Source organism: Halobacterium jilantaiense, from assembly GCF_900110535.1.
In the GTDB taxonomy this organism is placed as follows: Archaea; Halobacteriota; Halobacteria; order Halobacteriales; family Halobacteriaceae; genus Halobacterium; species Halobacterium jilantaiense.
In genome coordinates, this window is the sequence record NZ_FOJA01000001.1 from 2,246,548 (window position 1) to 2,271,649 (window position 25,102).

The window sequence follows — 25,102 nt, forward strand, 5'->3', positions numbered from 1 at the left end:
ACACCACCACTCACGCTATGCACTCCCAACTGCCCCGGCACCTCTGGTCGCTCGTCAAACCCCGAATCGTCGCGCTGCTGTGCGTGACGGGCGTGTTCGCCGTCTACGCGGCCGGCGGCGCGTCGCTCGGCACCGTCGCGTCGTTCCTCGCGGCGGGCGCGCTCGTCGCCGCGGCGTCGGCGGCCTACAACTGCTGGTACGACCGCGAACTCGACCGACACATGGACCGCACCGCCGACCGCCCGCTGCCCAGCGGCGACCTCGACCACCGGGTCGCGTTCGCGTTCGCCACCGTCCTGCTCGCCGCCGGTACGGCCGTCGGTCTGGCGACGCTCCCGGTCGAGACGGTCGCGTACATGCTCGCCGGCGCGGCGTCCTACGTTCTCGTCTACACGGTCGGCCTCAAACGCCGGCACTGGCTGGGCGTCGTGCTCGGCGGATCCGCCGGCTCGTTCCCCGTGCTCGCGGGCTGGACGGCCGTGCGGCCGCTCGCGCCCGAGGCGCTCGTACTCGCGGCGGTCGTGTTCGTCTGGACGCCCGCCCACGCCTGGGCGCTCGCTGTCGTCTACCGCGAGGACTTCACGGCGGCCGACGTTCCGACGCTGCCCGTCGTCGCGTCCGCGAAGCGCGTCCGCCGCGCCGTCTGGTACTCGGCGGTCGGGACGCTCGTCGTCGCCGCCACCGCGGTGCCGTTCGCGCCCGCGCCGTACGCCACGGTGCTCGCGGTCGGCGGCGCGCTCTTCCTCGCGGGGTTCCGGCAGTTCCACCGCGAGGGCACTGACACCGCCGCCGTCCGGGCGTTCTTCACGTCGAACACGTTCCTCGCGCTGCTGTTCGTCGCGTGGGGGGTCGGCGGTGCCACCGGCGGTGTCGGCCCCGCCGGCCGGGTCGCGGCCGCCGTGCTGACCGCCGGAACGTTCGGCTGGCTGTGGACGCGCCGGCCCGCCCTCGACGGCGTCACGAGCGCGCCCGCCGTCGAAGCCGACTGGGTCGCCGCGCGCCTCGGGCGAGCGGCGGAATACGTTCGGGACAACGCCCACCCGCCAAGCCCGAGTAACTCCGACTGATGACAGACGAGCGCGGCGACGCGTCGACGAGCGCGTCCACGAACGCGGCCGCCGACACCGGCGTCTCGCTGACTGCGGCCGTCTCCAGCGCGTGGTCGACCGTGAAGACCGTCTACTGGGCGAACTCTCCGAGCTGGCGGGTCCTCAAGTCGGGCGCGCTCGTCTTCCTCGGCTTCTTCGTCTGGGCGGGGTCGAACATCCTCTACTCGTACAACGGCAGCCTCGACGCCCTGCACTACCCGATGGCGTACGGGTTCCTGCTCATCGGCTACGGGCCGGTCCACCACCTGGTCGTCATCCCGCTCGCGCTCAAGTGGCGGCGCAGCGACGGCCTCCGGGCCACGCTCGGCAAGCGGCTGCCCAACGGCATGCTCGTCGCGTTCGTCGCGGCGATTCTCGTCCTCGGGACGTTCCCCGCGGGCGCGATGACCGTCGACTTCCAGAGCCAGCTCGGCGACGGCTCGGCGGACGTCGACCCCGAGCTGTCCTGCGTGAAGACCACCGGCGGGGACGCCCGCGTCGACTGCGAACTGGCGTCCAGCGAGGGCGTCGGCCGCGTCGTCGTCGAGAGCGGGGGTGAGACCGTCCGGACTGTCGAGGACCCGCCGTACGAGTTCTCGCTGTCGGCGAGCGAGGTCGGCGAAATCGTGGGCGAGAAGCAGTTCACGGTGCGTCTGGAGGACGAGGACGGGACCTTCGTGCGGCGGTACACCCGCCGGCTCGCGGTCGTCCCCGAGGCGACCGAGTAAACTGTCGGTGCGTTTTTCACCGTCGACACCGAACGCCGACGAGATGGCCGACTTGAGGGACATCGGGCTCTCGGAGTACGAGGCGAACGCGTACCGCGCGCTGCTCCGAACGGGTCCGGCAACCGCCAAAGAGTTGTCAGAGGAGAGCGGGGTGCCGATGGGACGAATCTACGACGTGCTCGGCAGCATCGAGTCCCAGCACCTCGTCCGCAGCCAGGCCGCCAGCCGGCCGAAGAAGTACGTCGCCGTCGAACCCGAGACGGCCCTCGACCGCCTGCTGGAGGACCGGAAGCGCGAACTCCGCGAGAAAGCCAGCCAGTACGAGGGCGTCGTCGACGAACTGACGCGCGAACTCGACGAGCCGAAGGCACCCGAGGACGGCTTCTGGACCGCCGCCGTCGGCCCGCAGGCCGCCCTCGACCTATTGTTGGAGCGCATCGACGCCGCCAGCGACAGCATCGTCCTCGTCTCCGGCACGCCCGCCTCCGGCTGGGAGCTCGACGACGTCAGCGGCCGCGTGTTCGGTCGGCTGGAGGCCGCCGTCGACCGCGGCGTCGAGGTCTCGGTGCTGCTCTCCGAGGACCTCGCGCGCTCGATTCCCGACGAGGTCAACGAGCGCTACGCCGAGGTGCTCGCCGACGAACCCGGCTACGAGGTCCGGGTCGGGGAGAGCATCGACGGCAACGTCACCATCGTCGACGGCGCGGAGGTCTGTCTGGAGGTGTCGAACCCCGTCCAGCCCGGCGAAGCGTTCGCCACCATCGACCTCCAGGACACCCAGTTCGCCGCCGACGTCCACGAGGCGTTCGAGGCGAGTTGGGGTGATTCGACGACGCTCGGGTGAGTCGACCGTAGCGGCAGTGAATCGCGGACCGACGGCCGATTCGAGGCGATTATCTCGGTCTCTTTAGTACAGAAAGATTCACCAGAGTTCGCGGAAACGCTCTCGGCGTGCGTTCGAGTCGCTCCCTGTTCGCGATAACCGCTATCACGCTGCTCTCGCTGCTGCTGGACGTGATTGGTAGCAACTGGGGTATGGACATCTTCACTTCGGGCCCGTTCGCGGTCATCGGGTTCGTCCTGTTCGTCGTCCTGCAGACGCTCCTCGTGCCGGTGTTCTTCGCGGCGCTGTACGTCGACACCGGTGTCGCGCGCGCCAGCGCCGACCCGTGGTCGCCGTCCCGCTGGCTCTGGGTCGGCGGCGGCGCACTCGGAGCGCTGGCCGCCTACGCAATTGCCAGCAACACCACCGCCGTCGTCGTTCTGGTGGGCGTCGTGTACCTCGGCCGGCGCTTCCACGCCGCCACCCGCGCGGGCCCCGACGCCGAGCCGGAGCCGGTTCGAGTAGGCGACGACGGCCGCTCCGTCGCCGGCGTCTCGGTCCACCTCCTCGCACTCGCCGCTGCCGCCGTCGCGTATGCACTGGCTTCGGATATCGCCGGGGCCGCCCTCGCGTTCAGCGGCGTCGCGGCCGTCGTGTTCGCGGCCAGCGAGCACTCGTTCACGAGAGCGAACGCCCGCAACGCCCTGAACTGGTCGGTGTCGGTGCTCGTGCTCGCGACGGTCTCGGCCGTCCCGAGCTTCCTCTACGCGATGGACGGCCAGTTCTACGGATACACAATCTCCGGACCCCTGTTCCCGCCGATGCTCGACGCGGTCGCCAGGTCCGGGTCGTTCGCGCTCGTCGTGGTGGCACTGCTGGCGGTCGTCGCGACCATCCCCTTCGCGGCCTTCGCCACGTGGCGAGCCGCGATGGGGGCTCCGTGGTCGTACCCGCTGGCCGCGTCCGTCGTCGAACGTCTCACCTGAGGACGAGACGAAGTAAGCGGGCGACTGCCGCCGACTCGTCGATTACTCGGCGCTGCCGACTTCCTCGCGGAGCTGCCCGAACTCGGCGACGCGCTCGGCGTGGGCGTTGTGCTGGTGGATGGACTCGTCGTTGGACTGCTTCATCGTCACCACCGCGTCCTCGGGGAGGTGGTCGAACTCCTCGACGACGCCCCGGGCCATCGACCGCACGCAGTCCTCGACGAACTTCGCGTTCGCGTGGGACTGGTAGGTCATGTGGTCCTCGTCGGGGCGCTTCGCGGTGTTGTAGATGCGGGCGCTCATCGAGTCACGCGCGACGTCCACGAGGTCCATCAGGTCCACCTCGGGGTCGCCGGCGGCCTCGACGGTGAGCGTGGCGTGCCCGCGCTGACTGTGCCCGGCCTGCGGGACGTCCTTGAGGAACTCCCGGACGGCCTCCTCGCCGACGCCGAGTTCCGCGAGCTTCTGGCGGGCGGTCTCGCTCATCATCTGCTGGCTGCACGGACAGACCGTCATGCCGACGACGCGCGCGCCAATCTCCTCGCGGGTCGGCTCGTCCTCGCGGGCCGTCGCGGACGCGATGATGTCCACTGTCGCCTGCGTCGGCAGGTCCGACGCCGGCGTCTCCTCGCGGACCATCAACTCGGCCTCCATCTCGACGGTCGCCGTCGTCGTGTAGTCGTGCTTCTCCAAGAGGCGTTCGGCGACCGTGCCACACATCTCCTCGACGCGGTAGACGGGGTCGCTGACGGCGTCCTCCAGCGTCTCGTCGATGACCTGCATGTTCCGGCTCATGTCGATGCCCTTCCGGCCGCGGGGCAGGTCGACGTACACCTCGAAGTCGGCCATCAACGCGATGGGACGGTCGTCCTCGCGCGCAATCTTTACGAGCTTCTCGACGCCCGTCACGCCGACCTGACTCAGGCCGACCGAGACCTCGGGTTCGGAGGCCTGCACGTCCGGTAGCTGCTGGCTCATTGCCCCACTATAGGGACGGAGGCTCAATACGACTTTCCGTTCCGGCACTCACTCCAGTTTCCCGAGCGCCTGGAAGAAGTCGGCGTCCGGACCCGCTACGCGGGCCGGCTCGTCGGCGCACTCGATTCGCACCACGCCGGGCGTGTCGACGCGCTGGAGGCGGCCGCCGTCGCTCGCCACGACCGCCTCCTCGGCACCGTCGACGCGCACCGTCACCTCGCTGTCCAGCCCGACCGCCAGCGGCGGCATCGGCTCCGCCGGACACATCCCCGTCACGAGCAGCGCCTCGACGCCCGGCTGGACGAGCGGGCCGCCCTCGCTGAGATTGTATGCCGTGCTCCCGGTCGGTGTCGCCACCAGCACGCCGTCGGCGTGGGTCGCCTCGTACAGCGACCCGTCGACGCGCACCTCCACGTCGACGCCGCGGCCGTGGCCGCGCTGCTCGCCCTGCACCGCGACCTCGTTGAGCGCGGGCGTCGACGCCCAGCCGTCCCCGGACGCGACCACGCGAGGGACTTCCCGGTAGCGCACGTCGCCGGTCTCCCGGAAGCGCTCGACCTCGCGCCGCACCGCGTCCACGGCGTCCTCCGGCGCGACGGCGTTCAGGAACCCGACTTCGCCGAGGTTCACGCCGAGCACGGGCGTCGACCCCGCGCCCCGCGCCGCGAACAGGAACGTGCCGTCCCCGCCGATGGACACCACGAGGTCGCAGGCCGCGAACTCGGCGACGTCCCGGCCGGCCCGGTCCAGTTCCCCGGCGGTCGCCGCGTCCAGCCACACCTCGACGTCTACCCCCACCAGTTCCTCGCGGACGTCCCCCGCGAGGTACGCCGCGCGGGAGTTCCCGCGCTGCGCGACGATGCCGACTCGCATACCTCCCACTCGGAGGCCGTCACTTGAAAAACCCGCGGGGCGGAAACTACTTTTCGCTGCCTTCCCTCGGCCGGGGTATGGAGCCGACGGCGCGTGTCGCCGCGGCCCGGGGGCGTCACCGTGGCTGACGACGACGAGGACTGGTTCGAGGCAGCGTTCGAGGACGAAGCCAGCGAGGCCGACAGTGACGACGCCGACGGTGCCGCGGTCGAGCGCGACGACGAGCCGGAGGCCGTCGAGGCGACGCCCGACGACGACGCGCCGGCCGACACCACCAGCGACGACGACACACCCGAAGAAGACGTGTCCGCCGGCACGGTACCCGCGGACGGCCCGACGCCCGACGACGACGCGCCCGACGCGGCGGACACCGACGCCGACGACTTCGCGGCCGCGTTCGGCGCGGGCAGCGGTGCCGCCGAGGGCGACGACCGGAGAGAGCGTGACGACCAGACCGAGGTCGACGCCCCAACCCAGGGGAATCCGGACGGGAGCGACGACCAGGGCGACGACAGCCCGGACGACTTCGCGGCCGCGTTCCAGGGGGACAGCGGCGGCGCGAGCGACGACGGAGACGACGGCGACCTCTTCGACGACGACTTCGCGGACGCGTTCGCCGGCGCGAGCGGCGGGGGCGGCGCACAGATGCCGGGCGGTGGCGGCGGTGGCGGCGACCAGAACTTCGGGTTCGACCTCGACGGCGACACCGGTGCCGGCGACCCGGGCGGCGACTTCGAGGAGGAGGACTTCGAGTCGGACATCCCGCGCATCGACGTCGGCATCGAAGGCCTCGACGACATGATTCAGGGCGGGGTCCCCGAGCGCTCGCTGATGGTCGCGGTCGGCGAAGCCGGCACCGGGAAGACGACGTTCGGCCTCCAGTTCCTCCACGAGGCCATCGAGAACGGCGAGCGCGCCGTCTTCATCACGCTCGAAGAGTCCCGCGAGCGGGTGGTCCAGAGCGCCGACGAGAAGGGCTGGAACTTCTCCGAACACACCGCGAACGGCGACCTCGCTGTCGTGGACATCGACCCCATCGAGATGGCGAACTCCCTGACGAGCATCCGGAACGAACTCCCGCGACTCGTCGAGGAGTTCGGTGCCAGCCGGCTCGTCCTCGACTCCGTCTCGCTGCTGGAGATGATGTACGACGACCAGTCCACGCGCCGCACAGAGATTTACGACTTCACGAAGGCGCTGAAGGAGGCCGGTGTCACCACGATGCTCACCAGCGAAGCCAGCGAGGACAACTCCTTCGCGTCCCGCTACGGCGTCATCGAGTACCTCACCGACGCCGTCGTCGTCCTGCGGTACATCCGCCCCGAGGACTTCCGGGAGACCCGCCTCGCCGTCGAGATACAGAAGATTCGGGACGCGAACCACTCCCGGGAGACCAAGCCCTACGAGATCACCCACCAAGGCATCAGCGTCTACCGGCAGGCGAACATCTTCTGACAGCAGGCTACCGGCACCGGCAGCCCCGCTGCGGCTCGCGGCGACGGGTAGCTGCGAGTCCAGCGTGTTCGGGAACGTATTTCCTGTCGGCGTGTCAACGGCCGGGTATGCGATTCGACTTCGCACGCGCCGTCGGACTGCTCGTGTTGCTCGTCGCCGCCGGAACGGTCGGCCTCGCGTCGGCCGACTTCATGGAAACCGACACGGTGTTCATGATGGTGCTGCCGTCGATGATTCTGTTCGCAGCGGTGTCGTTCCTCCTCGGGATGAAACACGGCGAGTACCGCACGGCCCCGTAGTCAGTACTCGGTCTCCTCGACGCCCTCGACGCCCGCGTCGGTAATCTGGAAGCGGGTCTGCTCGCCCTCGGGCTGCGAGCGGTGCTTCTCGATGGTCGCCCGCCGCTGCCCGCCGCGGAACCGGTCGAGGCGCATCACGACGCCGGTCCAGTGGTTGAGCGTGTGGCCGCCGAGCGGCCGCACGCGGTCGCTGCCGCTCTCCACGTCGGTGAACACCTGGTTCGTGACGACGGCCGCGAGGTCGTGTTTCCGCGCCAGCGACAGCAGGTGTGTGACCTGGTCGGCGACCTGCCGGAGCGCGTCACCGGCGTCCTCGTCGCCGCCGCGCTCCAGCCGGTAGAACCCGGTCGCCGAGTCCAGCACGACGAGGTCTGCCTGCTCGGCGAAGTCCTCGGTGTCACGCACGGCCTCGGCCTGCTCCGCGAAGTCGTGGGCTTCGGAGACGACGATGCGCTCGGCGGCCGCATCGGGGTCGTCCGCTCGCGCCGACAGAATCTGGTCGAACCGCGCCACGGACAGGCCCTCGGTGTCGACGTAGACGGCGGTGCCACCCTCGGTGGCGACCTCGACGGCCGTCGACAGCGCGACGTTCGTCTTCCCGGCCGCCGGCGCGCCGTACAGCTGCGTGACGGTGCCGCGCTCGACGCCGCCCCCCAGGAGGTCGTCGAGTGCCGCACAGCCGGTCGAGACGTGGGTGTCGTCGCTCACTACCCAGGGTTGGCGCGCCCCCGGCTAAATACTCCCGGTCGACGCTTTCCGGCTCCCAGCTCCGCGGCTCGAAAAGGACTTTGACGGCGGCGGACCGAGGTCCAGTCGTGATTGTCGTCGCGACCGCGGACTTCGAAGTGTACCACGAGGTGGTCGGCGAACTCCGCGAGCGCGACGTGGAGTTCACGACAATCGAACCCGGCGACGCGCTGCCGCCGGGGACCGACGCTGTCGTGACCAGCGACGACGACCTAGCCGTCGACGTGCCGGTCGTTCGGGCTGCGGCGGGGAACGCGAGGCTCGCCGTCGAGCGTGCGGTCGGACGAGTGCGAGGCGAGCGCAGCCGGACCGTCGTCGGCGTCGACCCCGGCGACCGGCCGGGAATCGCCGTGCTGCGCGGCGGCATCGTCGTGGCGGCGTTTCAGGTGCCGGTCACGGACGCGGCCGAAGTCGTGCGCGAGGAGGTCGCCGACGACGAGGACGCGGTCGTGCGCGTCGGCGACGGTGCCCGGATGGCGGGTGCCCGCATCCTCGACGAACTCGGGGACGTGACGGTCGAGCTCGTCGACGAGACCGGGACGACGCCCCACCTCGGGTCGGGCGCGAGGGGGATGGGTGACGTGCTCGCCGCCACGAACATCGCGCTGACGCCCGGCGAGGAAGTCGAGGGGCGGTCTGTGGACCCGACCGAGGGCGAAATCGAGGTCGTGAAGGCGCGCTCCCGGGAGCGAAGCGAGGAGAACCGGACCATCACGGCGGAGCTGGCGCGGCGCGTCGCCGCCGGCGACCTCACACTGGAGGAGGCGCTGGCCGAGCACCGCGACGACGCCTAGAGCGCGTCTTCCGGCGGGCGAACCGTCGCGTCGAGTTCTGTCTCGAAGCGTGGCCCGCGGAGCGAGCGGTCGCGGGCGACCGAGTCTTCCTCGGGTGCCGACACCGGCTCCAGGTTCGTGGTGTCGACGCCGAGCGCCGACAGCGCGCGCTCGTGGAACTCGTAGACGCTCAGCCGCGGGCCCGGTGCGTGGAAGACGCCGGTCCAGCCGCCGGCAGCCAGTTCTGCGACGGCGGCCGCGACGTCGTCGACGTGTGCGGGGCTGCGGTAGACGTCGTCGTAGCGCTCGCAGCCGCCGTCGGCGAGCGCGTCGCGGGTGTCGGCGAGCCGCGGCGACAGCGGGTCGCCCGCGTACACCGCGCCCGGTCGGAGCACGACGCCGTCGTCGTGGCGCTCGACCTGGTCCTCGAACACCTGGAGCCGGCGGCCGGGGGCGTCTCCCGGCGTCCGGATGTCGCCGGGCTCGTACGGGCCGGCGTCCCCGTCGAAGACGGCGTCGCTGGAGACGTACACCAGCCGGCGGCCCGCGCACGCCTCGACGAACGCAGTGACGGCGTCGACGTAGTCGGGAATCGGGACGGACTGCTGCTCGACGCTCGCTGCGACGACGACGGCGTCCGGGTCGTGGGCTGCGAGGAGGTCGGCCGGGTCGTCGTCGAACACGTCGAAGCCCGTGCGGCGCGAGACCGCGGTTCCGCCGGTGCGGTCGACGACCGCGGACCCGAGCAGTCCGGTGCCGCCGACGACGAGGACGTCCATAGGCCACTCCCACCACCCCGCGGATAAAAATCCTCCTGCCGACTGGCGGGAACCTGCGTGCCGTGCTGCCGGCAGAACCCCGGCCATTCGGCACACCTATGAGGCCGACCGTGCTACCTTTTGTCACAGTCGGGTCCGGGTGGACCGACGGAAAGTACTTCTGTCGGGCCGTCGGATTCGAAACTAACCCCGCAGTCTCCAATCATGAACGAAGTCCAACTCGAGGTCGCCAAAGCCTACCCGAACGACTCGGGACGAGGCATCGCGCGCCTCGACCCCGACACCCTGTTGCACCTCAAGCTCAGCCCGGGTGACATCATCGAGATCGAGGGGGCCGAAACGACGGCCGCGAAGGTCTGGCGCGCCGACCGCCAGGACTGGAACACCGACACCATCCGCATCGACGGCTTCACCCGCCAGAACGCGGACGTCGGCATCGGCGAGCGCGTGAAGATACGGAAAGCCGAGGCCGAGAAGGCCGACAAGCTCGTGCTCGCACCCCCCGAAGAAGCGAGCGTCCAGTTCGGCAGCGACGCCGCCGGTATGGTGAAACGCCAGATTCTGAAGCGGCCGGTCGTCGCCCGCGACATCGTCCCGGTGATGTCCTCGACGAACCACCCCTTCATGCGGTCGCCGGGCCAGGCCATCCCGCTCATCGCCGTCGAGACGGAGCCGGAGGGCGTCTGTCTGGTCACCGAGGACACCGAAGTCGAACTGCGCGAGGAGCCCATCAGCGGCTTCGAGCGCACCGGCGGCGGCATCACGTACGAGGACATCGGCGGTCTGGAGAACGAGATTCAGCGCGTCCGGGAGATGGTCGAACTCCCGATGAAACACCCCCAGATCTTCCAGAAGCTCGGCATCGAGCCGCCACAGGGGGTGTTGCTGCACGGCCCGCCGGGCACCGGGAAGACGCTGCTGGCGAAAGCCGTCGCCAACGAGACGTCGGCGAGTTTCTTCTCCATCGCCGGTCCGGAGATCATCTCGAAGTACTACGGCGAGTCCGAACAGCAACTCAGAGAGATCTTCGAGGACGCCAAAGAGGAGTCGCCGTCCATCATCTTCATCGACGAACTGGACTCCATCGCGCCGAAGCGCGAGGACGTCACCGGCGAAGTCGAGCGCCGCGTCGTCGCCCAGTTGCTGACCATGATGGACGGCCTAGAGGGCCGCGGGCAGGTCATCGTCATCGCGGCGACGAACCGCGTCGACGCCGTCGACCCCGCGCTCCGGCGTCCGGGCCGCTTCGACCGCGAGATCGAGATCGGCGTCCCGGACGAGGTCGGCCGCGAGGAAATCCTGAAGATTCACACCCGGGGGATGCCGCTCTCGGACGACGTGAACCTCTCGTCGCTCGCGGACGACACCCACGGCTTCGTCGGGGCCGACATCGAGAGCCTGACGAAGGAGGCGGCGATGCGCGCGCTCCGCCGGTACCTCCCCGAAATCGACCTCGACGAGGAGGACATCCCGCCGAGTCTGATCGACCGCATGATCGTCAAGCGCAACGACTTCAAGGGCGCGCTCAACGAGGTCGAACCCTCGGCGATGCGGGAGGTCCTCGTCGAACTCCCGAAGGTCACGTGGGACGACGTCGGCGGCCTCACCGAGGCCAAGGACAACGTCAAGGAGTCCGTCGAGTGGCCGCTGAACGAGCCGGAGAAGTTCACGCGGATGGGCGTCGACCCGCCAGCCGGCGTGCTGCTGTACGGACCGCCGGGCACCGGGAAGACGCTGATGGCGAAAGCCGTCGCCAACGAGACGAACGCGAACTTCATCTCGGTGCGCGGGCCGCAGCTGCTGTCGAAGTGGGTCGGCGAGAGCGAGAAGGCCATCCGGCAGACGTTCCGGAAGGCCCGTCAGGTCGCGCCGACCGTCATCTTCTTCGACGAGCTGGACAGCCTCGCGCCCGGCCGCGGACAGAACGCCGGGAACAACGTCAGCGAGCGCGTCGTCAACCAGCTCCTCACAGAACTCGACGGGCTGGAGGAGATGGAGGAAGTGATGGTCGTCGCGGCGACCAACCGCCCCGACATCATCGACCCCGCGCTCATCCGGAGCGGTCGCTTTGACCGTCTCGTCATGGTCGGCCAGCCCGACGTCGAGGGTCGCGAGCAGATTCTGAAGATTCACACGCAGGACACGCCGCTGTCGCCCGACGTCTCGCTGCGCGAGCTCGCCGAGCTCACGGACGGCTACGTCGGCAGCGACCTCGCGAACATCGCCCGGGAGGCCGCCATCGAGGCGCTCCGCGAGGACGACGACGCCGAGGATGTCGGCATGTCCCACTTCCGGAAGGCCATGGAGAACGTCCGGCCGACCATCACGGACGACCTCATGGACTACTACGACCAGGTCGAAGACCAGTTCAAGGGCAGCCAGGCACCCGACACGAGCCGCCGCGGCAGCGAGCACATCGGGTTCCAGTAACGCCGCTGCTCTTCTCCGGGCTTCTTTCGCTCGCTTCGCTCAGCGGTCGTTCGAGACGTAAATACCTTCAGCCGAGTCGCCGGCGCGGAAACGCACTCCGGGTACTGAAGGCACGGGAGGTGGAACGGAACGTAATGGATTTCGACCTGTCGCGACGAGCGGCATTGAGCGCGCTCGCGGCCGCCGGCGTCGCCGGCGTCGCTGGCTGTACTGGGACACCGAGTAGCGGCAGCGACAAGACGACGGCGTCGACCACCGCCGAGGAATCGACGACGACCCAGACGACAGAGCAGACGGCGTCGGACGAGCGAGCGCCCGAGCCGGCCGACAGTCCGACGGCGGCAATCGAGGCGTTCGTCACCGCCGAGGACGCGTCGGCGTTTCAGGGGCCGTTCCACCCGCTCCACCCGTTCAGCGTCGAGCAGCTCTCGCGTGAGGAGGCGGAGAACTTGTTCGAGAACTCGACGTTCCCCGAGGACGTGACCCTCGAACGGGTCGACCGCGACGTGACGGTCGACCTCGTGTTGTCGGGGACGCTCCCCGGTCCCGACACGGAGCGGAGCGCAATCGAGGACACGCTCGCGGGCACCGACGCCGCAGTCGTGGAAGTCACCTACGAGTCCGAGACCGGCACGGAGACGGTGCGGTTCGTCACCGTCGAGCAGGCGGACGGCTGGCTGATTCTCGCACAGGGCGTCGGGTCTCAGGGGGAATCTCCCGACACGGCGCTGGCGGCGCGTGTCGTCTCCGGCGTGGCGTTCGAACCGGACCAGAACGCGGCACGCGTGCAGTTCGTCTCGACTGTCGTGGCGGACAGCGTGACCGTCGAAGCGGTGCAGTCCGGCGACACCACGCCGACCAGTACGCCGGGGAGCGTCTCCTACCTCGAAGTTGGTGTCGAACCCGGCGGTGACGAGGTCGTGGTGTCGGCGACCGTCGACGGCGAATCCCGGGTGGTCCACCGCGAGCGATTCCCGGAGAGTGACCGTCTCGTGGACGACATCGAGTTCGTCGTCGACCCAGAGACGGACGACCGGGACGCGATTGCGCGCGTGAACTTCAACGACAACGACGAGGAGGGACGCGTGCGCGTCGTGACGACCGTGGCGGACAGCAGTTCGGAGGCCGAACCGGTCGGGTCGCTGAACTACCTCAACGTCGGCGCACACCCGGACGGCGACGAGGTTGTCGTCAGCTATCCGGTGGGCGGCGACACCGAGGAGATTCACCGCGAGCGTTTCTCTCCGTAGCGGGTGCTGGCGGTCGCGGGAGCAGAAGTCGAACGGAGAGAACTGCTTACTCGTCGACGAGCGTCGCGTTCACCTGGCCGTCCTGACCGGGACGGGAGGTGACGCGGGCCGTGCCGGCGTCCGTCTCGATGACAGCGCCCTTCGTGACGATGTTCCGGCGGGCGTAGTTCGGGTTCGAGGCGTTCTCGACGACGTCCTCGATGGTGGCGCGTTCGGTGCCGTCGTCGGTCGCGACGTTGGCGACGTCCGTGGAGAGCGCGCGAACCTTCTCGACGTTGCCGCGGGCGTCGACGGTGCGGAACCGCGGTTCGCCGACGGTCGTCTCGGTCGGCTCGCGGCCGAGTTCGCTCTTCTTCTTCTTCGAGCGCGGTCGGAGTCGCGCGCCCGTCTTCGAGCGCTTGGAGCGGCCCTGATATTGCATACCCGAGAACAGCACCACGACGTACTTGAAAGCCTCGGTTAGCCGAGACGCAGGGTTTAGGCGGGTGCCGGCGCTGCATTCGGGTATGAGTCTCCGGGTCGCGGCGGCCGCGCCGTTCAAACAGAAGGGACGGACGCGGGTCGCCGAGCAGGCGTTCGTGGTGGCGCTGTCGCTGGACCGCGACTGGATGAGTCCCGACCAGGCCAAGCGCCTGCTGGACGTGGCGGACGGCGAGGGCCTCGTGGAGCGCGTGGACGGCGACGTGGAGGCGACGTTCGACCCGAGCGAGGTGTCGATTCCCGACGAATTCGCGCCCGACGCGTCGCTGTTTCAGGAGCGGTCGGCGTTCGAGCGTGCGCTGGACGCGCTGGTCGCCGCCGACTTCGACCGTCAGGAGACCGTCGCGGCGGTGAACGAACTCCAGCGAGACCTCGGCGTGACCGCGGACGCGGCGGCCGTGGTGTACGCGCGCCGGCAGGGCGTCGAACCCGAGGGCGCTGCGGCGAAAGCCCGGGAGGACCTCTGAGATGGTCGAAGACCGCATCACCGACGGAAAGCGCATTGCGGAACTCCTGTCCAGTGAGGTCACGGGCCACGAGCGCTCACCGTACGACGAGCTGGGCGTCGCCGACGCGAACCCGGACGTCGAGCCGACGGCGGACGGCGCTCGCGCCTACGACGTCGAACACGGCGGCGAGCGGCTGGCGCGCGTGTTCGTGCAGCCAGACCGCGTTCGCCTGGAACTGTACGCGGGTCTGGACGCGGCTCGCGACGCCGCCGAGGACGCGGAGTTGCGGACGCGGCCCGTCGCCAGCGAGCCGCCCCGGGTCGTCGTGTTCGTGGAGTACGGCGCGGCGGCGAAACGCGCGCTCGACGTGCTGGGCGACGCAGCCGCGGCTCGCGACGACTGATTGTCAGGACTGGACCCTGCCGTGGACGAGTTCGCCGGCACGCCAGATGCCAACCCAGACGGCGAGGGCGAGCGCGCCGAGCGCGAGCAGCAGCCAGAGAAGAACGGCATCACCGACGCCGGCTGGTCCCAGCTGGCCGGGCAGGGCGGCGGGCGCGACCACTAGGAGGCCGGCGGGGAGAGCGAGCGCGACGACCGCGAGGCCACCGGCGAGTTTGAGCATCGTCGTCTGGACAGGGCGGAGACTGCCACCGGAGAGCAGGGCAGCGACGCCGAGGACGCCACCGCCACCGGCGAGCGCGACGAATCCGAACACGAGTGCGAGGCCGGCGGGGAACCCCTCGGCCCCCCAGCCGGTGGCCGCGAACAGCAGCCCGAGGGCCGTGATGCCGATGCCGGCGACGACGAGCAGTGCGCGGAAGACAGAGCGAAGGGAGGGCATACGTCGTCGCTGCACGCGGGCCAGTAAATGCCTTCTCCCCGTGTGGAAGCGAATCGCTTTTGCCGGTTTGCGGGCACCCAGACGTATGAGCTTCTTCGAGGACCTGGCGGCCCGCATCGAGACGGCGGACTCGGTGGTGAGCGTCGGACTCGACCCCGACCCCGACCGACTGCCGGAGTCGGTGCAGGACGCGGACCTGCCCCGGTGGGCGTTCAATCGACGCATCATCGACGCGACGCACGAGCACGCGGCGGTGTTCAAGCCGAACGCGGCGTTCTACGAGGACGCCGACGGCTGGCGGGCGCTCCGGGAGACGGTGGCCTACGCGCACGGCAAGGACGTCCCGGTCCTGCTGGACGCGAAGCGCGCGGACATCGGGAACACCGCACGCCAGTACGCCGAGATGCTGGAGTACGTCGACGCCGTCACCGTCAACCCCTACCTCGGGGAGGACGCGCTCCAGCCGTTCCTCTCGCAGTCCGACGCGGGCGTGTTCGTGCTCTGCCGGACGTCGAACCCCGGGGGGATGGACTTCCAGCACCTCGAACTCGCGGCGTACGACCGCCGGCTGTACGAGCACGTCGCCGAGCGCGCCGCCGGCTGGAACGACCAGTACGGGAACGTCGGCCTCGTGGTGGGCGCGACGGCACCCGACGAACTCGAAGCCATCCGGGAGCGCGTCCCCGAGCTGCCGTTTCTCGTCCCCGGAGTCGGCGCACAGGGCGGTGACGCCGAGGCGGCCGTCGAGTACGGCCTGAACGACGAGGGCGTCGGGCTGGTGAACTCGACGCGGGGCATCATCTTCGCGGGCGAGCACTCCCCGGAGTGGGCGGCCGCCGCCGGCGACGCGGCCCGAAAGCTCCGCGAACGGCTGAACCAGTACCGGTAGTCGGACCGACTGGGAACGACGTTACTGCGGGCCGCCGGACGGCGGGAAGTCGCCGCCCCCGGTGGGGTCGCCGCCAGCCATCTCGGCGGCGCACTCCGTGCAGACGCCGCGCTCGTCGTGGTGGTCCTCACAGACGACGTTCCCGCAGCGGTCGCACACGCGGTTCGCGTCGGCGCTCCCGCAGACCGAACAGACGCCAGTGACACTCATACGCACACCTACGGGTGCCCGGGGCTTGACTGTGCGGGCGTCGCGGGGAGGCCAACACCCTTGTCGGTTCGTCCCGTACTGTCGCTCGTGCGACCCGACGACGGTCTCGTGTGGGGGCTCGCTGGCGTGTTCGGCGCGCTCAGTCTCGTCTTCGGCGTGCTGGCCGTCGTCTACAGCCCGGTGGCGCTCTCGGTCGCGGTGCCGTTCGGCGCGGCGGCCGGCATCTTCTACTACCACGCGTCCGGTCGACTCCGGGCGCGGGCGTTTCGGCGCGGAGCCACTCGGGAGCGAGCGCGCGCGGGGCAGGCGCGCGGCCGAACCGCGAGTACGGGCCCCCGGGGCGGCCGCGGGCGGAGCGAACGCCGTCGGCAGTCTCGCGGCCGGCGCGCCGGCGGCGGTCGACGGACAGCCGGGGCCAGCGAGTTTGCGAGCGGCGCGGCCGACGACCGTCCGAGACCCGAGGACTACCGCGTGCTGGGTCTCGAACCGGGTGCGAGCCGCGACGAAGTGAAGACAGCGTACCGCGAGAAGGCTCGGGAACTCCACCCGGACCGGGGCGGCGATCAGGCCGAGTTCTCCCGCGTGAACGAGGCCTACAAGCGGCTGAAGCGGAACGATTAGGCCGTCGGGCGGTGACGGGGGCGTGTGCGCGCCACCTACTTCGACCTTGACGGCACGCTTCTGCGGATGACAACCTCCATCGAGGCGGCGATGGCCGAGGCGTTCGAGCGTGTCGCGGGCGAGAGCCCGGACTCCTGGCTGGCGGCCTACAACGAGGGGTTCCTCGACCGATTCCGGAACTGCGAGCCCGCGCCCTACCGCGGCGGCGTCGAGCATCTGCGAGCCGAGACCGACTACGACCACGGAGTGGAGGAGACGGCCGGTGCGCTATTGGACGCCGAGCTCCGGGCGACCGAGCGGACCGAGGACGCACGCGCGGCGCTCAATGCGGCCGCCGACCGCGGGCGAGTCGGCGTGCTGACGAACGGCGTGCCCGAGTGGCAGCGCGCGAAGCTCGCCGCCTGCGGCCTGCTCGGGGACGTGGACGCGTTCGTGACGGCGTACGAGGCCGGTCACCACAAACCTCACCGCGCGCCGTTCGACCTCGCCGAGCGCCGCCTCCCGGCCGACGAGCACGCGCTCGTCGGCGACTCCGACGCCGACGTGGACGGCGCGGCGAACGCCGGCTGGCTGGCGGCCCGATACGACGGCGAGTCGCTCGCTGACGCCGTCGACCGCGTGTAGCCGGAAATCGTCGTCTCGGGACGGCTACGTACCGCTACCCGGGGAAGGCTTTTGTCTGGTAGTCCCTAACGCGACTCCATGGGACGCGACCGGGCCCGCCTGGCGACCGCGCTGGAGCGCGGCGAACAGGAGGGCGGAAGCGTCGAGTTCAAGGAACGGTTCAGCCGCGACGTCCACCTGGTGGACGGTCGGCTGGAGAGCCTCGCTGCCCAGCTGCGCCACCGCGTGCTGTCCGGGGACGGCGAGGCCGAGTACGTCCTCGGCGTCACGGACGACGGCGGGCTGGCGGGCGTGAGCCCCACGACGTTCTCGGAGACGATGGACGTGTTGAGCCTACTCGCCGAGGAGGCCGGCGCGCACATCGCGGACGTCCAGACGTGGGGCGTCGACAGCGTCAGCGGCGACGGCGAGACGGACGCCGAGGAGGGCATCGTCGGCATCGCGACGCTCGTCGACGGGGCGTCGCTGACGCCGGACGACGACCACATCATCGTCGGGACGGCGGGCCACGTCGACCACGGGAAGTCGACGCTCGTCGGCAGTCTCGTCACGGGCGACGCCGACGACGGCGACGGCGGCACGCGTGGATTCCTCGACGTCCAGCCCCACGAGGTCGAGCGCGGGCTCTCGGCGGACCTCTCGTACGGCGTCTACGGCTTCGACGGCGACGGGCCGCTGCGCGTGCGGAACCCCGACCGCAAGGACGAGCGGGCGGCGGTCGTGGAGACCGCCGACCGCGTGGTGTCGTTCGTGGACACGGTCGGCCACGAGCCGTGGCTGTCGACGACCATCCGGGGGCTGGTCGGCCAGAAGCTCGACTACGGGCTGCTGACGGTCGCCGCGGACGACGGCCCGACGAAGACCACTCGGGAGCACATGGGCGTGCTGCTCGCGACCGAACTCCCGACCATCGTCGCCATCACGAAGACCGACCTCGTCGACGATGAGCGCGTCGCCGAGGTCGGGCGGGAGGTCGAACGCATCCTCCGGCAGACCGACCGCGCGCCGCTCCCGGTGGCGCGCCACGGCGTCGACGCCGCCGTCGACGAGGTCGGCGAGGGCGTGGTCCCCATCGTGCGCACGAGCGCCGTCTCACGGGACGGCCTCGACGTGCTCGACGAGCTGTTCGAGCGCCTGCCGAAGACGACGGCCGCGAGCGGGCCGTTCCGGATGTACGTCGACCGGACGTACAGCGTCACAGGCGTCGGCGCTGTCGCCTCCGGCACCGTGAAGTCCGGCACCGTCGAGGCTGGCGACGACCTCCTGCTCGGGCCGTTCCCGGACGGGAGCTTCCGCGAGGTGGAGGTGCGGTCCATCGAGATGCACTATCACCGCGTGGACCGCGCGCAGGCCGGCCGCATCGTCGGCATCGCGCTCAAGGGCGTCCGCGAGGAGGACATCGAGCGCGGGATGGTGTTGCTTCCGGGGGACGCCGAGCCGGAGCCCGTCCGCGAGTTCGAGGCCGAAGTGATGGTGCTGAACCACCCGACGCGGATCGACGCCGGCTACGAGCCGGTCGTCCACCTGGAGACCGTCGGGGAGGCCGCGCGCTTCGACCCCGAGGACGGCCAACTCCTCCCCGGGGACACGGGCCGGACGCGGGTCCGATTCAAGTTCCGGCCGTACCTCGTCGAGGAAGGCCAGCGGTTCGTCTTCCGGGAGGGGTCCAGCAAAGGCGTCGGCACCGTGACGGGCATCGTAGAGTAGCTTTTTGCCTCCCGGCTGCCCAGTCGGCGTATGGTCAGTCGGAGCACGCTGGAGTTCGTCGTCGGCCTGACGACCGCGGGCGTCGTCTCGGGCGCTCTCTCGCTGTCGATGGAGACGGCGTACGCACTCGCCATCGGACTAGCCGCCGGGACGCCGGCGCTCGTGCGCACCAGTTCGCGCCTGGACCGCGAGTCCTACGACGCCGCGAAATCGAGCACCGAGCAGGTCGTCGACGGCGCGCTCGCCGCAGTGAGCACGGCGGTCGTCGGGGTCGCGGGCGGCTACGTCGCCGTGTCGAACGGCTACGAGGGACCAGTCGCTATCGCGGTCGCGGCCGCCACTGGCGTGTTCGCCGGCCAGATACTGTTCTACGCCCGGAACGGCGACTACATCCAGTGAATCGCGCCACACGGCAGGCACTGTGTCAGTCTCGCGCGGCGACGTAGCTGTCGCCCTCGCGCTCGGCGAGACCGAGCAGGACTGCCCAGTCGAGGCGGCGCTCGACGCGCCCCGTCCAGAACTCGGGCCAGTTGTCGCGCTTCGCGCGCTCCCAGCGCGGCACGCGCTCGCGGACGACCGCGAAAACGTCGGCCGGCGACCGCGGCCCGTCGCCGAGCGCGTCCACGGTCTCGGCGGCGAGGAAGACGTTCTCGCGGAAGTTCGCCGCGAGCGCGTCGGTGTCGTCCAGCGGGACATCGCCGCCGCGCGCGTACCCCGCAGCGTCGTCGTCCAGCACGCCGAGCGCGGCGAGGAAGACGAGCCACGAGGACGCCCGCCCCCGGTCCGGGACCTCCGCGCGGTCGACGAGCCGGCGACAGCAGTCGTCCTCGGGCTTCGGGACGAGCGGCACGGCGTCCACGACGTCCGCCACGGCAGTCAGCGACTGCGGCGCGGGCGGGACGGGCTTTCGCTGCATGGTCGTGCGTGAGTGCCCCCCGGCCTTCAGTCGTTTGGAGACCCGGCGAACCCCGCAGTCGACACCGTGTTTTTTCTTCTCTCGCTGCATATGTGACTTCAAGCAAGTCGGGGCCCGCTGGCGGTGGCGAGCACCGCGGAGTTCGCTACATGGTCGACCACACACAGATTTCGACGAGCAAGACGATACAGCGCCGGACCGGGAAGACATTCCACCTCGCAACCCGGCTGCTGCCGAAGCGAGTGCGACACGCCACCTACGTCCTCTACGCGTTCTTCCGTGTCGCCGACGACGTCGTCGACACGACCGAGGACAGAGACCCCGACGTGCAGCGCGCGGAACTCGACGCCATCCGCGCCGTCGCACTCGGGGACCGCGACGCCGACGCCGTCGACGCCGACGGCGAGGTGCTGACGGCGTTCCGCGAACTCGCGGACCGCCACGACATCAGCGACGAGGACATCGACATCTTCGTGGACGCGATGCAGTCGGACCTCGAAAAGACCCGCTACGAGACCCACGAGGAACTCGAAGAGTACATGCGGGGGTCGGCGGTCGCCGTCGGCTACATGATGATGGACGTGATGGAGGTCGACGACAAGGAGACGGCGGCTCCCCACGCCGCGGCGCTCGCGGAGGCGTTCCAGCTGTCGAACTTCCTGCGGGACGTTGCAGAGGACGTCCACGAGTACGACCGCGTCTACCTCCCGGCGGAGACCCGCGAGGAGTACGGCGTCACCGTCGACCAGCTCCGCGCGGGCGAGGTGGACGCGGGATTCCGAGAGGCGATGCGGGCGGAGCTCGCGTACACGGAACGCAAGTACCGGGAGGGCGTCGCGGGCATCGAGTACCTGCCGGAGGACTGCCAGTTCGCCGTGCTGGTGTCGGCCGTGCTGTACGCCGACCACCACAGGCTCATCCGAGAGCGGAACTGCGACGTGCTCACCGAGACGCCGTCGCTGTCGACGACGCGGAAGCTCTGGCTGGTGGCGAAGACGCGCGCGCTCTGGGCGCTGAACTCCAACCCGGAGGCGGTGTTCTACCGGGCGACCGGGCTCGCGGAGACCGGCGACAACCGGCGGCCCCACGGCGGCCCGCAGCCGATGCCGTAGCAGTCGCGAACCAGCCTCGCAGGGTCTCGGACACTACTCCGCGGCGGCACAGTTGCCCTCGGGTCGGCGCGCAAACGAGTCCCGTTCTTTGACTCTACAAACTGTATTTGTATCCGGGGGCTGTTGCTGCAGCCGTGAACAGGCGGACGTACCTCACGACCGCGTGCGGTGTCGGCAGCGCAGCACTGGCGGGCTGCAGCGGAATCGCAGGCCACACGACGATCTCTGACCAGACGGTGGACGGGACACAGAGTGGGCGAACGACACTCACGTTCGCCGACGGCGACACGGAAGTCGGCCATCTGAGTGTCAATGGCAGAGTCACGTCTGGCCAGCTCCGCCTTCCGATGGAAATCTGGCATCAGGACGGGACGAGCGTGGACTCGATTGCGCTGCGAGTGTGGATGCCAGAGGTCGCCACTGAGTCTCCTGCAGAGGTGGCCGTCGTCTCACCAGTCGAGGGCGATAGCTCTCCGCCACCGTCGGTGTCACTCTACACGCCCGAGCGGGACATCGGAACGACCATCGAGGTGACCGATCTGGACGATCTGGCAGACGAGACAATCAGCACGCTCGACCTCATCGTGGTTCCCGGCGCGGAATCGGCGACGGACGTCAATATCCACGGGACACTCGAACTGTCCGGCAACAGCCTCACGAGCACTGACTACACCCTCGACGGGGAACTCCAGTTGACGTACCCCGAGTTAGCCGACTGACGACACCAGTCTGCTGCGAACGTCCGTGTCGGGGAGTCCGCGCCGCCGACTGCCACACGCGGCGCGACGCTGGCGCTACTGTCGGGTGGAGCGGATGCGGTCGCGGAGCACGGCGAAGTCGAAGCGGTCTGTTCGGAGGAGCGCGACCCCGAGGACGCCGGCCGCGACGGCCGGCGCGGCCTGACCGAACGCGAGATTGACGGCTCCCCAGAGGATGACGAAGCTCACCAGGTCGTCGAGGAGGTACGCACAGTCCGCGAGCCGGTCGCGGAGCGCGTCGGCGTCGAACCCCCAGTCGAGGAGCGCGACGGAGACCGCCGCGGACAGCACCCAGCCGGCGTAGTTCGAGAGCGGGACGCCGTGGTAGGTGCCGGGCGGGTAGTACTCCCAGAAACCGAGCGCGACCGCGGCGGGGTCGAGGACGACGTCCATCCAGACGACGGTGGCGGCGACGGCGACCAGGCGGAGGATGCGGCTGCGCGCCCGAGGGCCCGCCAGGAGGACGACGAGCAGGTAGCTGTTGAGGACCAGCGGGAAGAAGAACACGGGGAGGCCGAGTGGCACCTCGCCGGCGAGCATCGGCCCGAGTTCGATGAGGTACGCGAAGTCGCCGTACGGCCAGCCGGTCGTCACGCCGAACAGCTCGATACCGAACGCGTAGCCGGTGAGCGCGAGCAGCGCGACAGCGGCCTTCCTGTCGACCAGCGGCGCGAGGCCGGCGGCGAGCGGGAGCCGCATGACGAGCGTGCCGAAGAGGATGAAGTACGGATTGAACGAGAGGAACGGTGGGAGCAGGTCCCACGCCGACGCGAGCAGCGTGACCGCACCCACCGCGGGGAAGACGACCGCGATTTCGAAGCGGTGGTCGGCGACCACGTCGTCGAGGCGCGCTTCCGCGCGGGCGCGGTCAAGCACGCACGACACCCCAGAGGCCGCCGAGGGTGAACAGCGCGCCGACGAGCGTGTTCACGGCCGGGTACCACCAGTACGCGCGGTCGACGTCCACCTGGAGACGGCGGATACCGAACACGAGCACGGGGTACGCCAGCAGCAGCAGGCCGAATCGGTAATCGACGAACGCGAACACGCCCGCGGACAGCAGCCACGTCGACGCGCAGTACGCGAACGCGTTCTCTTTCCCGAGGACGGTGGCGGTGGTGGTGATGCCGGCTTCCCGGTCCGGTTCGATGTCCGGAATCGCGGAGAAGGTGTGCATCCCCATCGCCCACAGCCAGCCGCCGGCGACCGCGAGCAGCGGCGGGTGGCTGCCCGCGATGGCGGCGTACGCGGCCGCGCCCGGGAGGATGTAGAGACCGTTCGAGAGCGAGTCGAACAGCGGCGTGGTCTTGAAGCGCAGGGGCGGCGCGCTGTACTCGGTCGCGAGCAGGAACCAGCCAGCGAGGTACGGCCACGCCTGCTCGGGGAGCGGGACGGCGACCGGGACCAGAAGCAGGCCACAGACCGCGACGACGACGGCGACAGCCGTCCCGCCCTGATAGCGCGCCTCCCTCCCCTCCTTCTTGGGATTGGTCTCGTCGACGTCGCGGTCGAAGACGTCGTTGACGCCGTAGAGGTAGACGTTCGCCGGCAGCAGGAAGTACGCGAACAGGACGACGGCCGCGGGTGCGAACAGTTCGCCGACGGTGTCGGCGGCGTAGGAGACGCCGACGAGCACCGGGCCGGCGAGGTAGAGCCAGAACCGCGGCCGCGAGAGGACGAGGAGGTACCGGAGCATGTCAGACGGCGTCGTCGATCACGTAGTCCGCAGTGATGTCACCGCTGATGAGGCACATCGGCACGCCGATGCCGGGCGTGGTGAACGCGCCCGTGAAGTAGAGGCCGTCGAGGGCCGTCGAGCGGTGGGGCGGCCGGAACAGCGCGGTCTGCCGGAGCGTGTGCGCGAGGCCGAGCGCCGTCCCCTGGTAGCTGTTGTAGCGGTCCGCGAACTCGGAGACGGAGAACGTCTCCTCGACGACGATGCGGTCCCGGAGGTCGACGTCCGTGTTCTCCGCGATGTCGTCGAGCACGAGGTCGCGGTAGGACTCCCGAATCGCGGGGGTGTCGTCCAGCCCGGGCGCGACGGGCACGAGCGCGAAGAGATTGCTGTGGCCGTCGGGCGCGACGGTGTCGTCGGTCTTCGAGGGCACACAGAGGTAGTACGCGGGGTCGTCAGGCCACGCCGGCTGCTCGAAGATCTCGTCGAAGTGCTGCTGCCAGTCCGACGGCAGCACGAGCGTGTGGTGGGCGAGCTCGTCCACGTCGCCCTCGACGCCGAGGTACAGCAGGAACGCCGACGGCGCGTACGTCCGGGACTCCCAGTAGTCGGCGTCGTACTGGCGCTTCTGCGGCGGGAGGAGCTCCTGCTCGGTGTGGGCGTAGTCGGCGTCAGAGACGACCACGTCGGCGAGCACGGCACCGGTCTCGCCGTCGGTCTCGACTTTGAAGCCGCCGCGCCGGCCCTTGATTTGCGTGACCGGGTGGTCCGTGAGGAACTCCGCGCCGAGTTCGCGGGCGAGGTCCGCCATCCCGACGGCGACGCCGTTCATGCCGCCCTCGGGGTAGTAGACGCCGAGGTTGAAGTCGACGTGGCTCATGAGGTTGTAGAGCGCGGGCGTCGTGTTCGGCGACCCGCCGAGGAACACCAGCGTGTACTGCATCACCTGCTGGAGCTTCGGGTGGTCGAAGTAGTCCTCGACGTGGTCCTGCATCGACCCGAGGAGGCTGAGCCCGCGGGCGTACTCGGCCAGACTCGGGTCGAGCCAGTCCCGCACCCGGGGACGGTCGGTCTTCACGAAGTGCTCCATCCCGATTTCGTAGTTCTCCCGCGACTTCGCGAGGTAGTCGTCGAGCACGTCGCCGGCACCGGGCTCGTAAGCATCGAACACCTGCTTGACCTGCTCGCGGTCCGGCGTCACGTCGATGGTGTCACCGTCGGTGTCGACGTCGAGGCCGGGCACGTCGCGACCCGGCCGCCGCCCGGCGTTGTCCTTGAAGAAGATGCGATAGTGGGGGTCGAGGTGCGTCAGCCCGTAGTAGTCGCTGGGCTGCTTCCCGAAGTCCGCGAAGAACTCCTCGAAGACGTCGGGCATCAGGTACCACGACGGCCCCATGTCGAACCGGAAGCCGTCCCGCTCCAGCACGCTCGCCCGCCCGCCGACCTGCTCGTTTTTCTCCACGACTGTCACGTCGGCCCCCGCGTCGGCGAGGTAGCACGCGGTCGACAGTCCACCGAACCCCGAACCGATGACTGCGACCGACGTTCCCGCGAGTTCGTCCATGCCTCGAACGAGGAACGGACGGCAGATAAAACGACGCCCTCCGG

General features: G+C 69.9%; 29 protein-coding genes. 18 read left to right on the forward strand and 11 right to left on the reverse strand.

Annotation, left to right across the window (positions count from 1 at the left end; all coding sequences use genetic code 11):
• Positions 1-17 precede the first annotated feature (17 nt).
• The 4 genes from cyoE to BMW35_RS11650 all read left to right on the forward strand — a co-directional run bounded on the left by cyoE (position 18) and on the right by BMW35_RS11650 (position 3,625).
• Positions 18-1,067, forward strand: coding sequence for a heme o synthase (gene cyoE, locus BMW35_RS11635; protein ID WP_089669605.1), 1,050 nt, complete (start codon positions 18-20; stop codon positions 1,065-1,067).
• Entirely contained in the window at positions 1,067-1,816 is a 750-nt protein-coding gene (locus BMW35_RS11640; protein ID WP_089669606.1) for a hypothetical protein, read from the forward strand. Before cyoE ends, BMW35_RS11640 begins: the two co-directional genes overlap by 1 nt.
• 43 nt (positions 1,817-1,859) lie before the next feature.
• Complete coding sequence (locus BMW35_RS11645; protein WP_089669607.1) at positions 1,860-2,660, forward strand: TrmB family transcriptional regulator; 801 nt, start codon at positions 1,860-1,862, stop codon at positions 2,658-2,660.
• Positions 2,661-2,767: 107 nt separating this feature from the next.
• Positions 2,768-3,625: a magnetosome magnetite crystal formation protein family gene (locus BMW35_RS11650; RefSeq protein WP_089669608.1), complete on the forward strand. Its 858-nt coding sequence runs from the start codon at positions 2,768-2,770 to the stop codon at positions 3,623-3,625.
• Positions 3,626-3,667: 42 nt separating this feature from the next.
• On the opposite strand, the gene mptA is transcribed toward BMW35_RS11650, so the two are convergent.
• A complete protein-coding gene (gene mptA, locus BMW35_RS11655; protein WP_089669609.1) occupies positions 3,668-4,603 on the reverse strand; it encodes a GTP cyclohydrolase MptA in 936 nt (311 codons plus the stop codon).
• A 48-nt stretch (positions 4,604-4,651) separates the two neighbouring features.
• Positions 4,652-5,476 carry an NAD(+)/NADH kinase gene (locus BMW35_RS11660; RefSeq protein WP_089669610.1) on the reverse strand — a complete coding sequence of 275 codons (825 nt, stop codon included), beginning with the start codon at positions 5,474-5,476 and terminating at the stop codon, positions 4,652-4,654.
• 303 nt (positions 5,477-5,779) lie between these two features.
• Here BMW35_RS11660 and BMW35_RS11665 point away from each other — a divergent pair, with 303 nt between their 5' ends.
• Both BMW35_RS11665 and BMW35_RS11670 read left to right on the forward strand, forming a co-directional pair.
• Positions 5,780-6,931, forward strand: a complete 1,152-nt coding sequence (locus tag BMW35_RS11665; protein ID WP_449404983.1) for a KaiC domain-containing protein — start codon at positions 5,780-5,782, stop codon at positions 6,929-6,931.
• A gap of 107 nt (positions 6,932-7,038) precedes the next feature.
• Entirely contained in the window at positions 7,039-7,230 is a 192-nt protein-coding gene (locus BMW35_RS11670; RefSeq protein ID WP_089669611.1) for a DUF7333 family protein, read from the forward strand.
• Here BMW35_RS11670 and radB read toward each other — a convergent pair whose 3' ends face one another.
• Positions 7,231-7,938 carry a DNA repair and recombination protein RadB gene (gene radB / locus BMW35_RS11675; RefSeq protein ID WP_089669612.1) on the reverse strand — a complete coding sequence of 236 codons (708 nt, stop codon included), beginning with the start codon at positions 7,936-7,938 and terminating at the stop codon, positions 7,231-7,233.
• Positions 7,939-8,045: 107 nt separating this feature from the next.
• Here radB and BMW35_RS11680 point away from each other — a divergent pair, with 107 nt between their 5' ends.
• Complete coding sequence (locus BMW35_RS11680) at positions 8,046-8,771, forward strand: hypothetical protein (protein ID WP_089669613.1); 726 nt, start codon at positions 8,046-8,048, stop codon at positions 8,769-8,771.
• Here the strand turns inward: BMW35_RS11680 and BMW35_RS11685 are convergent.
• A complete protein-coding gene (locus BMW35_RS11685; protein ID WP_089669614.1) occupies positions 8,768-9,529 on the reverse strand; it encodes a sugar nucleotide-binding protein in 762 nt (253 codons plus the stop codon). The genes BMW35_RS11680 and BMW35_RS11685 overlap by 4 nt on opposite strands.
• 204 nt (positions 9,530-9,733) lie before the next feature.
• On the opposite strand from BMW35_RS11685, the gene BMW35_RS11690 reads away from it, so the two are divergent.
• Together BMW35_RS11690 and BMW35_RS11695 are read left to right on the forward strand one after the other, a co-directional pair.
• On the forward strand, positions 9,734-11,959 hold the full coding sequence (locus tag BMW35_RS11690; protein WP_089669615.1) for a CDC48 family AAA ATPase: 2,226 nt from the start codon (positions 9,734-9,736) through the stop codon (positions 11,957-11,959).
• Between the two features lie 134 nt (positions 11,960-12,093).
• On the forward strand, positions 12,094-13,209 hold the full coding sequence (locus BMW35_RS11695; RefSeq protein WP_143052196.1) for a hypothetical protein: 1,116 nt from the start codon (positions 12,094-12,096) through the stop codon (positions 13,207-13,209).
• 46 nt (positions 13,210-13,255) lie between these two features.
• Here BMW35_RS11695 and BMW35_RS11700 read toward each other — a convergent pair whose 3' ends face one another.
• Entirely contained in the window at positions 13,256-13,630 is a 375-nt protein-coding gene (locus BMW35_RS11700) for a 30S ribosomal protein S8e (protein ID WP_089670418.1), read from the reverse strand.
• Positions 13,631-13,715: 85 nt separating this feature from the next.
• On the opposite strand from BMW35_RS11700, the gene BMW35_RS11705 reads away from it, so the two are divergent.
• Positions 13,716-14,156 (forward strand): DUF2240 family protein, encoded by a 441-nt coding sequence (locus BMW35_RS11705; protein WP_089669617.1) that lies wholly within the window; start codon positions 13,716-13,718, stop codon positions 14,154-14,156.
• Between the two features lies 1 nt (position 14,157).
• On the forward strand, positions 14,158-14,541 hold the full coding sequence (locus BMW35_RS11710; protein WP_089669618.1) for a DUF7993 family protein: 384 nt from the start codon (positions 14,158-14,160) through the stop codon (positions 14,539-14,541).
• Between the two features lie 3 nt (positions 14,542-14,544).
• Here BMW35_RS11710 and BMW35_RS11715 read toward each other — a convergent pair whose 3' ends face one another.
• A complete protein-coding gene (locus BMW35_RS11715) occupies positions 14,545-14,982 on the reverse strand; it encodes a hypothetical protein (protein WP_089669619.1) in 438 nt (145 codons plus the stop codon).
• An 85-nt stretch (positions 14,983-15,067) separates the two neighbouring features.
• On the opposite strand from BMW35_RS11715, the gene pyrF reads away from it, so the two are divergent.
• The gene (gene pyrF / locus BMW35_RS11720) at positions 15,068-15,871 is read left to right on the forward strand and encodes an orotidine-5'-phosphate decarboxylase (RefSeq protein WP_089669620.1); all 804 of its coding nucleotides are present in this window, start codon (positions 15,068-15,070) and stop codon (positions 15,869-15,871) included.
• A gap of 21 nt (positions 15,872-15,892) precedes the next feature.
• Here the strand turns inward: pyrF and BMW35_RS11725 are convergent, their stop codons facing one another.
• A complete protein-coding gene (locus BMW35_RS11725) occupies positions 15,893-16,081 on the reverse strand; it encodes a hypothetical protein (protein ID WP_089669621.1) in 189 nt (62 codons plus the stop codon).
• Between the two features lie 87 nt (positions 16,082-16,168).
• Here BMW35_RS11725 and BMW35_RS11730 point away from each other — a divergent pair, with 87 nt between their 5' ends.
• The 4 genes from BMW35_RS11730 to BMW35_RS11745 all read left to right on the forward strand — a co-directional run bounded on the left by BMW35_RS11730 (position 16,169) and on the right by BMW35_RS11745 (position 19,432).
• Complete coding sequence (locus BMW35_RS11730) at positions 16,169-16,702, forward strand: J domain-containing protein (RefSeq protein ID WP_245708173.1); 534 nt, start codon at positions 16,169-16,171, stop codon at positions 16,700-16,702.
• A 24-nt stretch (positions 16,703-16,726) separates the two neighbouring features.
• Entirely contained in the window at positions 16,727-17,326 is a 600-nt protein-coding gene (locus tag BMW35_RS11735) for an HAD family hydrolase (protein WP_089669622.1), read from the forward strand.
• Positions 17,327-17,404: 78 nt separating this feature from the next.
• The gene (locus tag BMW35_RS11740) at positions 17,405-19,033 is read left to right on the forward strand and encodes a GTPBP1 family GTP-binding protein (RefSeq protein ID WP_089669623.1); all 1,629 of its coding nucleotides are present in this window, start codon (positions 17,405-17,407) and stop codon (positions 19,031-19,033) included.
• 30 nt (positions 19,034-19,063) lie between these two features.
• The gene (locus BMW35_RS11745) at positions 19,064-19,432 is read left to right on the forward strand and encodes a hypothetical protein (RefSeq protein WP_089669624.1); all 369 of its coding nucleotides are present in this window, start codon (positions 19,064-19,066) and stop codon (positions 19,430-19,432) included.
• A gap of 25 nt (positions 19,433-19,457) precedes the next feature.
• On the opposite strand, the gene BMW35_RS11750 is transcribed toward BMW35_RS11745, so the two are convergent.
• Complete coding sequence (locus tag BMW35_RS11750; protein ID WP_089669625.1) at positions 19,458-19,949, reverse strand: double winged helix-containing putative transcriptional regulator; 492 nt, start codon at positions 19,947-19,949, stop codon at positions 19,458-19,460.
• 149 nt (positions 19,950-20,098) lie between these two features.
• On the opposite strand from BMW35_RS11750, the gene BMW35_RS11755 reads away from it, so the two are divergent.
• Both BMW35_RS11755 and BMW35_RS15915 read left to right on the forward strand, forming a co-directional pair.
• On the forward strand, positions 20,099-21,061 hold the full coding sequence (locus BMW35_RS11755; protein WP_089669626.1) for a phytoene/squalene synthase family protein: 963 nt from the start codon (positions 20,099-20,101) through the stop codon (positions 21,059-21,061).
• Between the two features lie 134 nt (positions 21,062-21,195).
• Positions 21,196-21,780, forward strand: a complete 585-nt coding sequence (locus tag BMW35_RS15915; protein ID WP_245708174.1) for a DUF8121 family protein — start codon at positions 21,196-21,198, stop codon at positions 21,778-21,780.
• Between the two features lie 75 nt (positions 21,781-21,855).
• On the opposite strand, the gene cruF is transcribed toward BMW35_RS15915, so the two are convergent.
• Genes cruF through BMW35_RS11775 form a run of 3 tightly spaced genes read right to left on the reverse strand, consistent with a single transcriptional unit; the run spans position 21,856 to position 25,058 of the window.
• Complete coding sequence (cruF, locus tag BMW35_RS11765) at positions 21,856-22,695, reverse strand: bisanhydrobacterioruberin hydratase (RefSeq protein WP_089669627.1); 840 nt, start codon at positions 22,693-22,695, stop codon at positions 21,856-21,858.
• Positions 22,688-23,515, reverse strand: coding sequence for a prenyltransferase (locus BMW35_RS11770; protein WP_089669628.1), 828 nt, complete (start codon positions 23,513-23,515; stop codon positions 22,688-22,690). Before BMW35_RS11770 ends, cruF begins: the two co-directional genes overlap by 8 nt.
• Before the next feature lies 1 nt (position 23,516).
• Entirely contained in the window at positions 23,517-25,058 is a 1,542-nt protein-coding gene (locus BMW35_RS11775) for a phytoene desaturase family protein (protein ID WP_089669629.1), read from the reverse strand.
• Between the last annotated feature and the right edge of the window lie 44 nt (positions 25,059-25,102).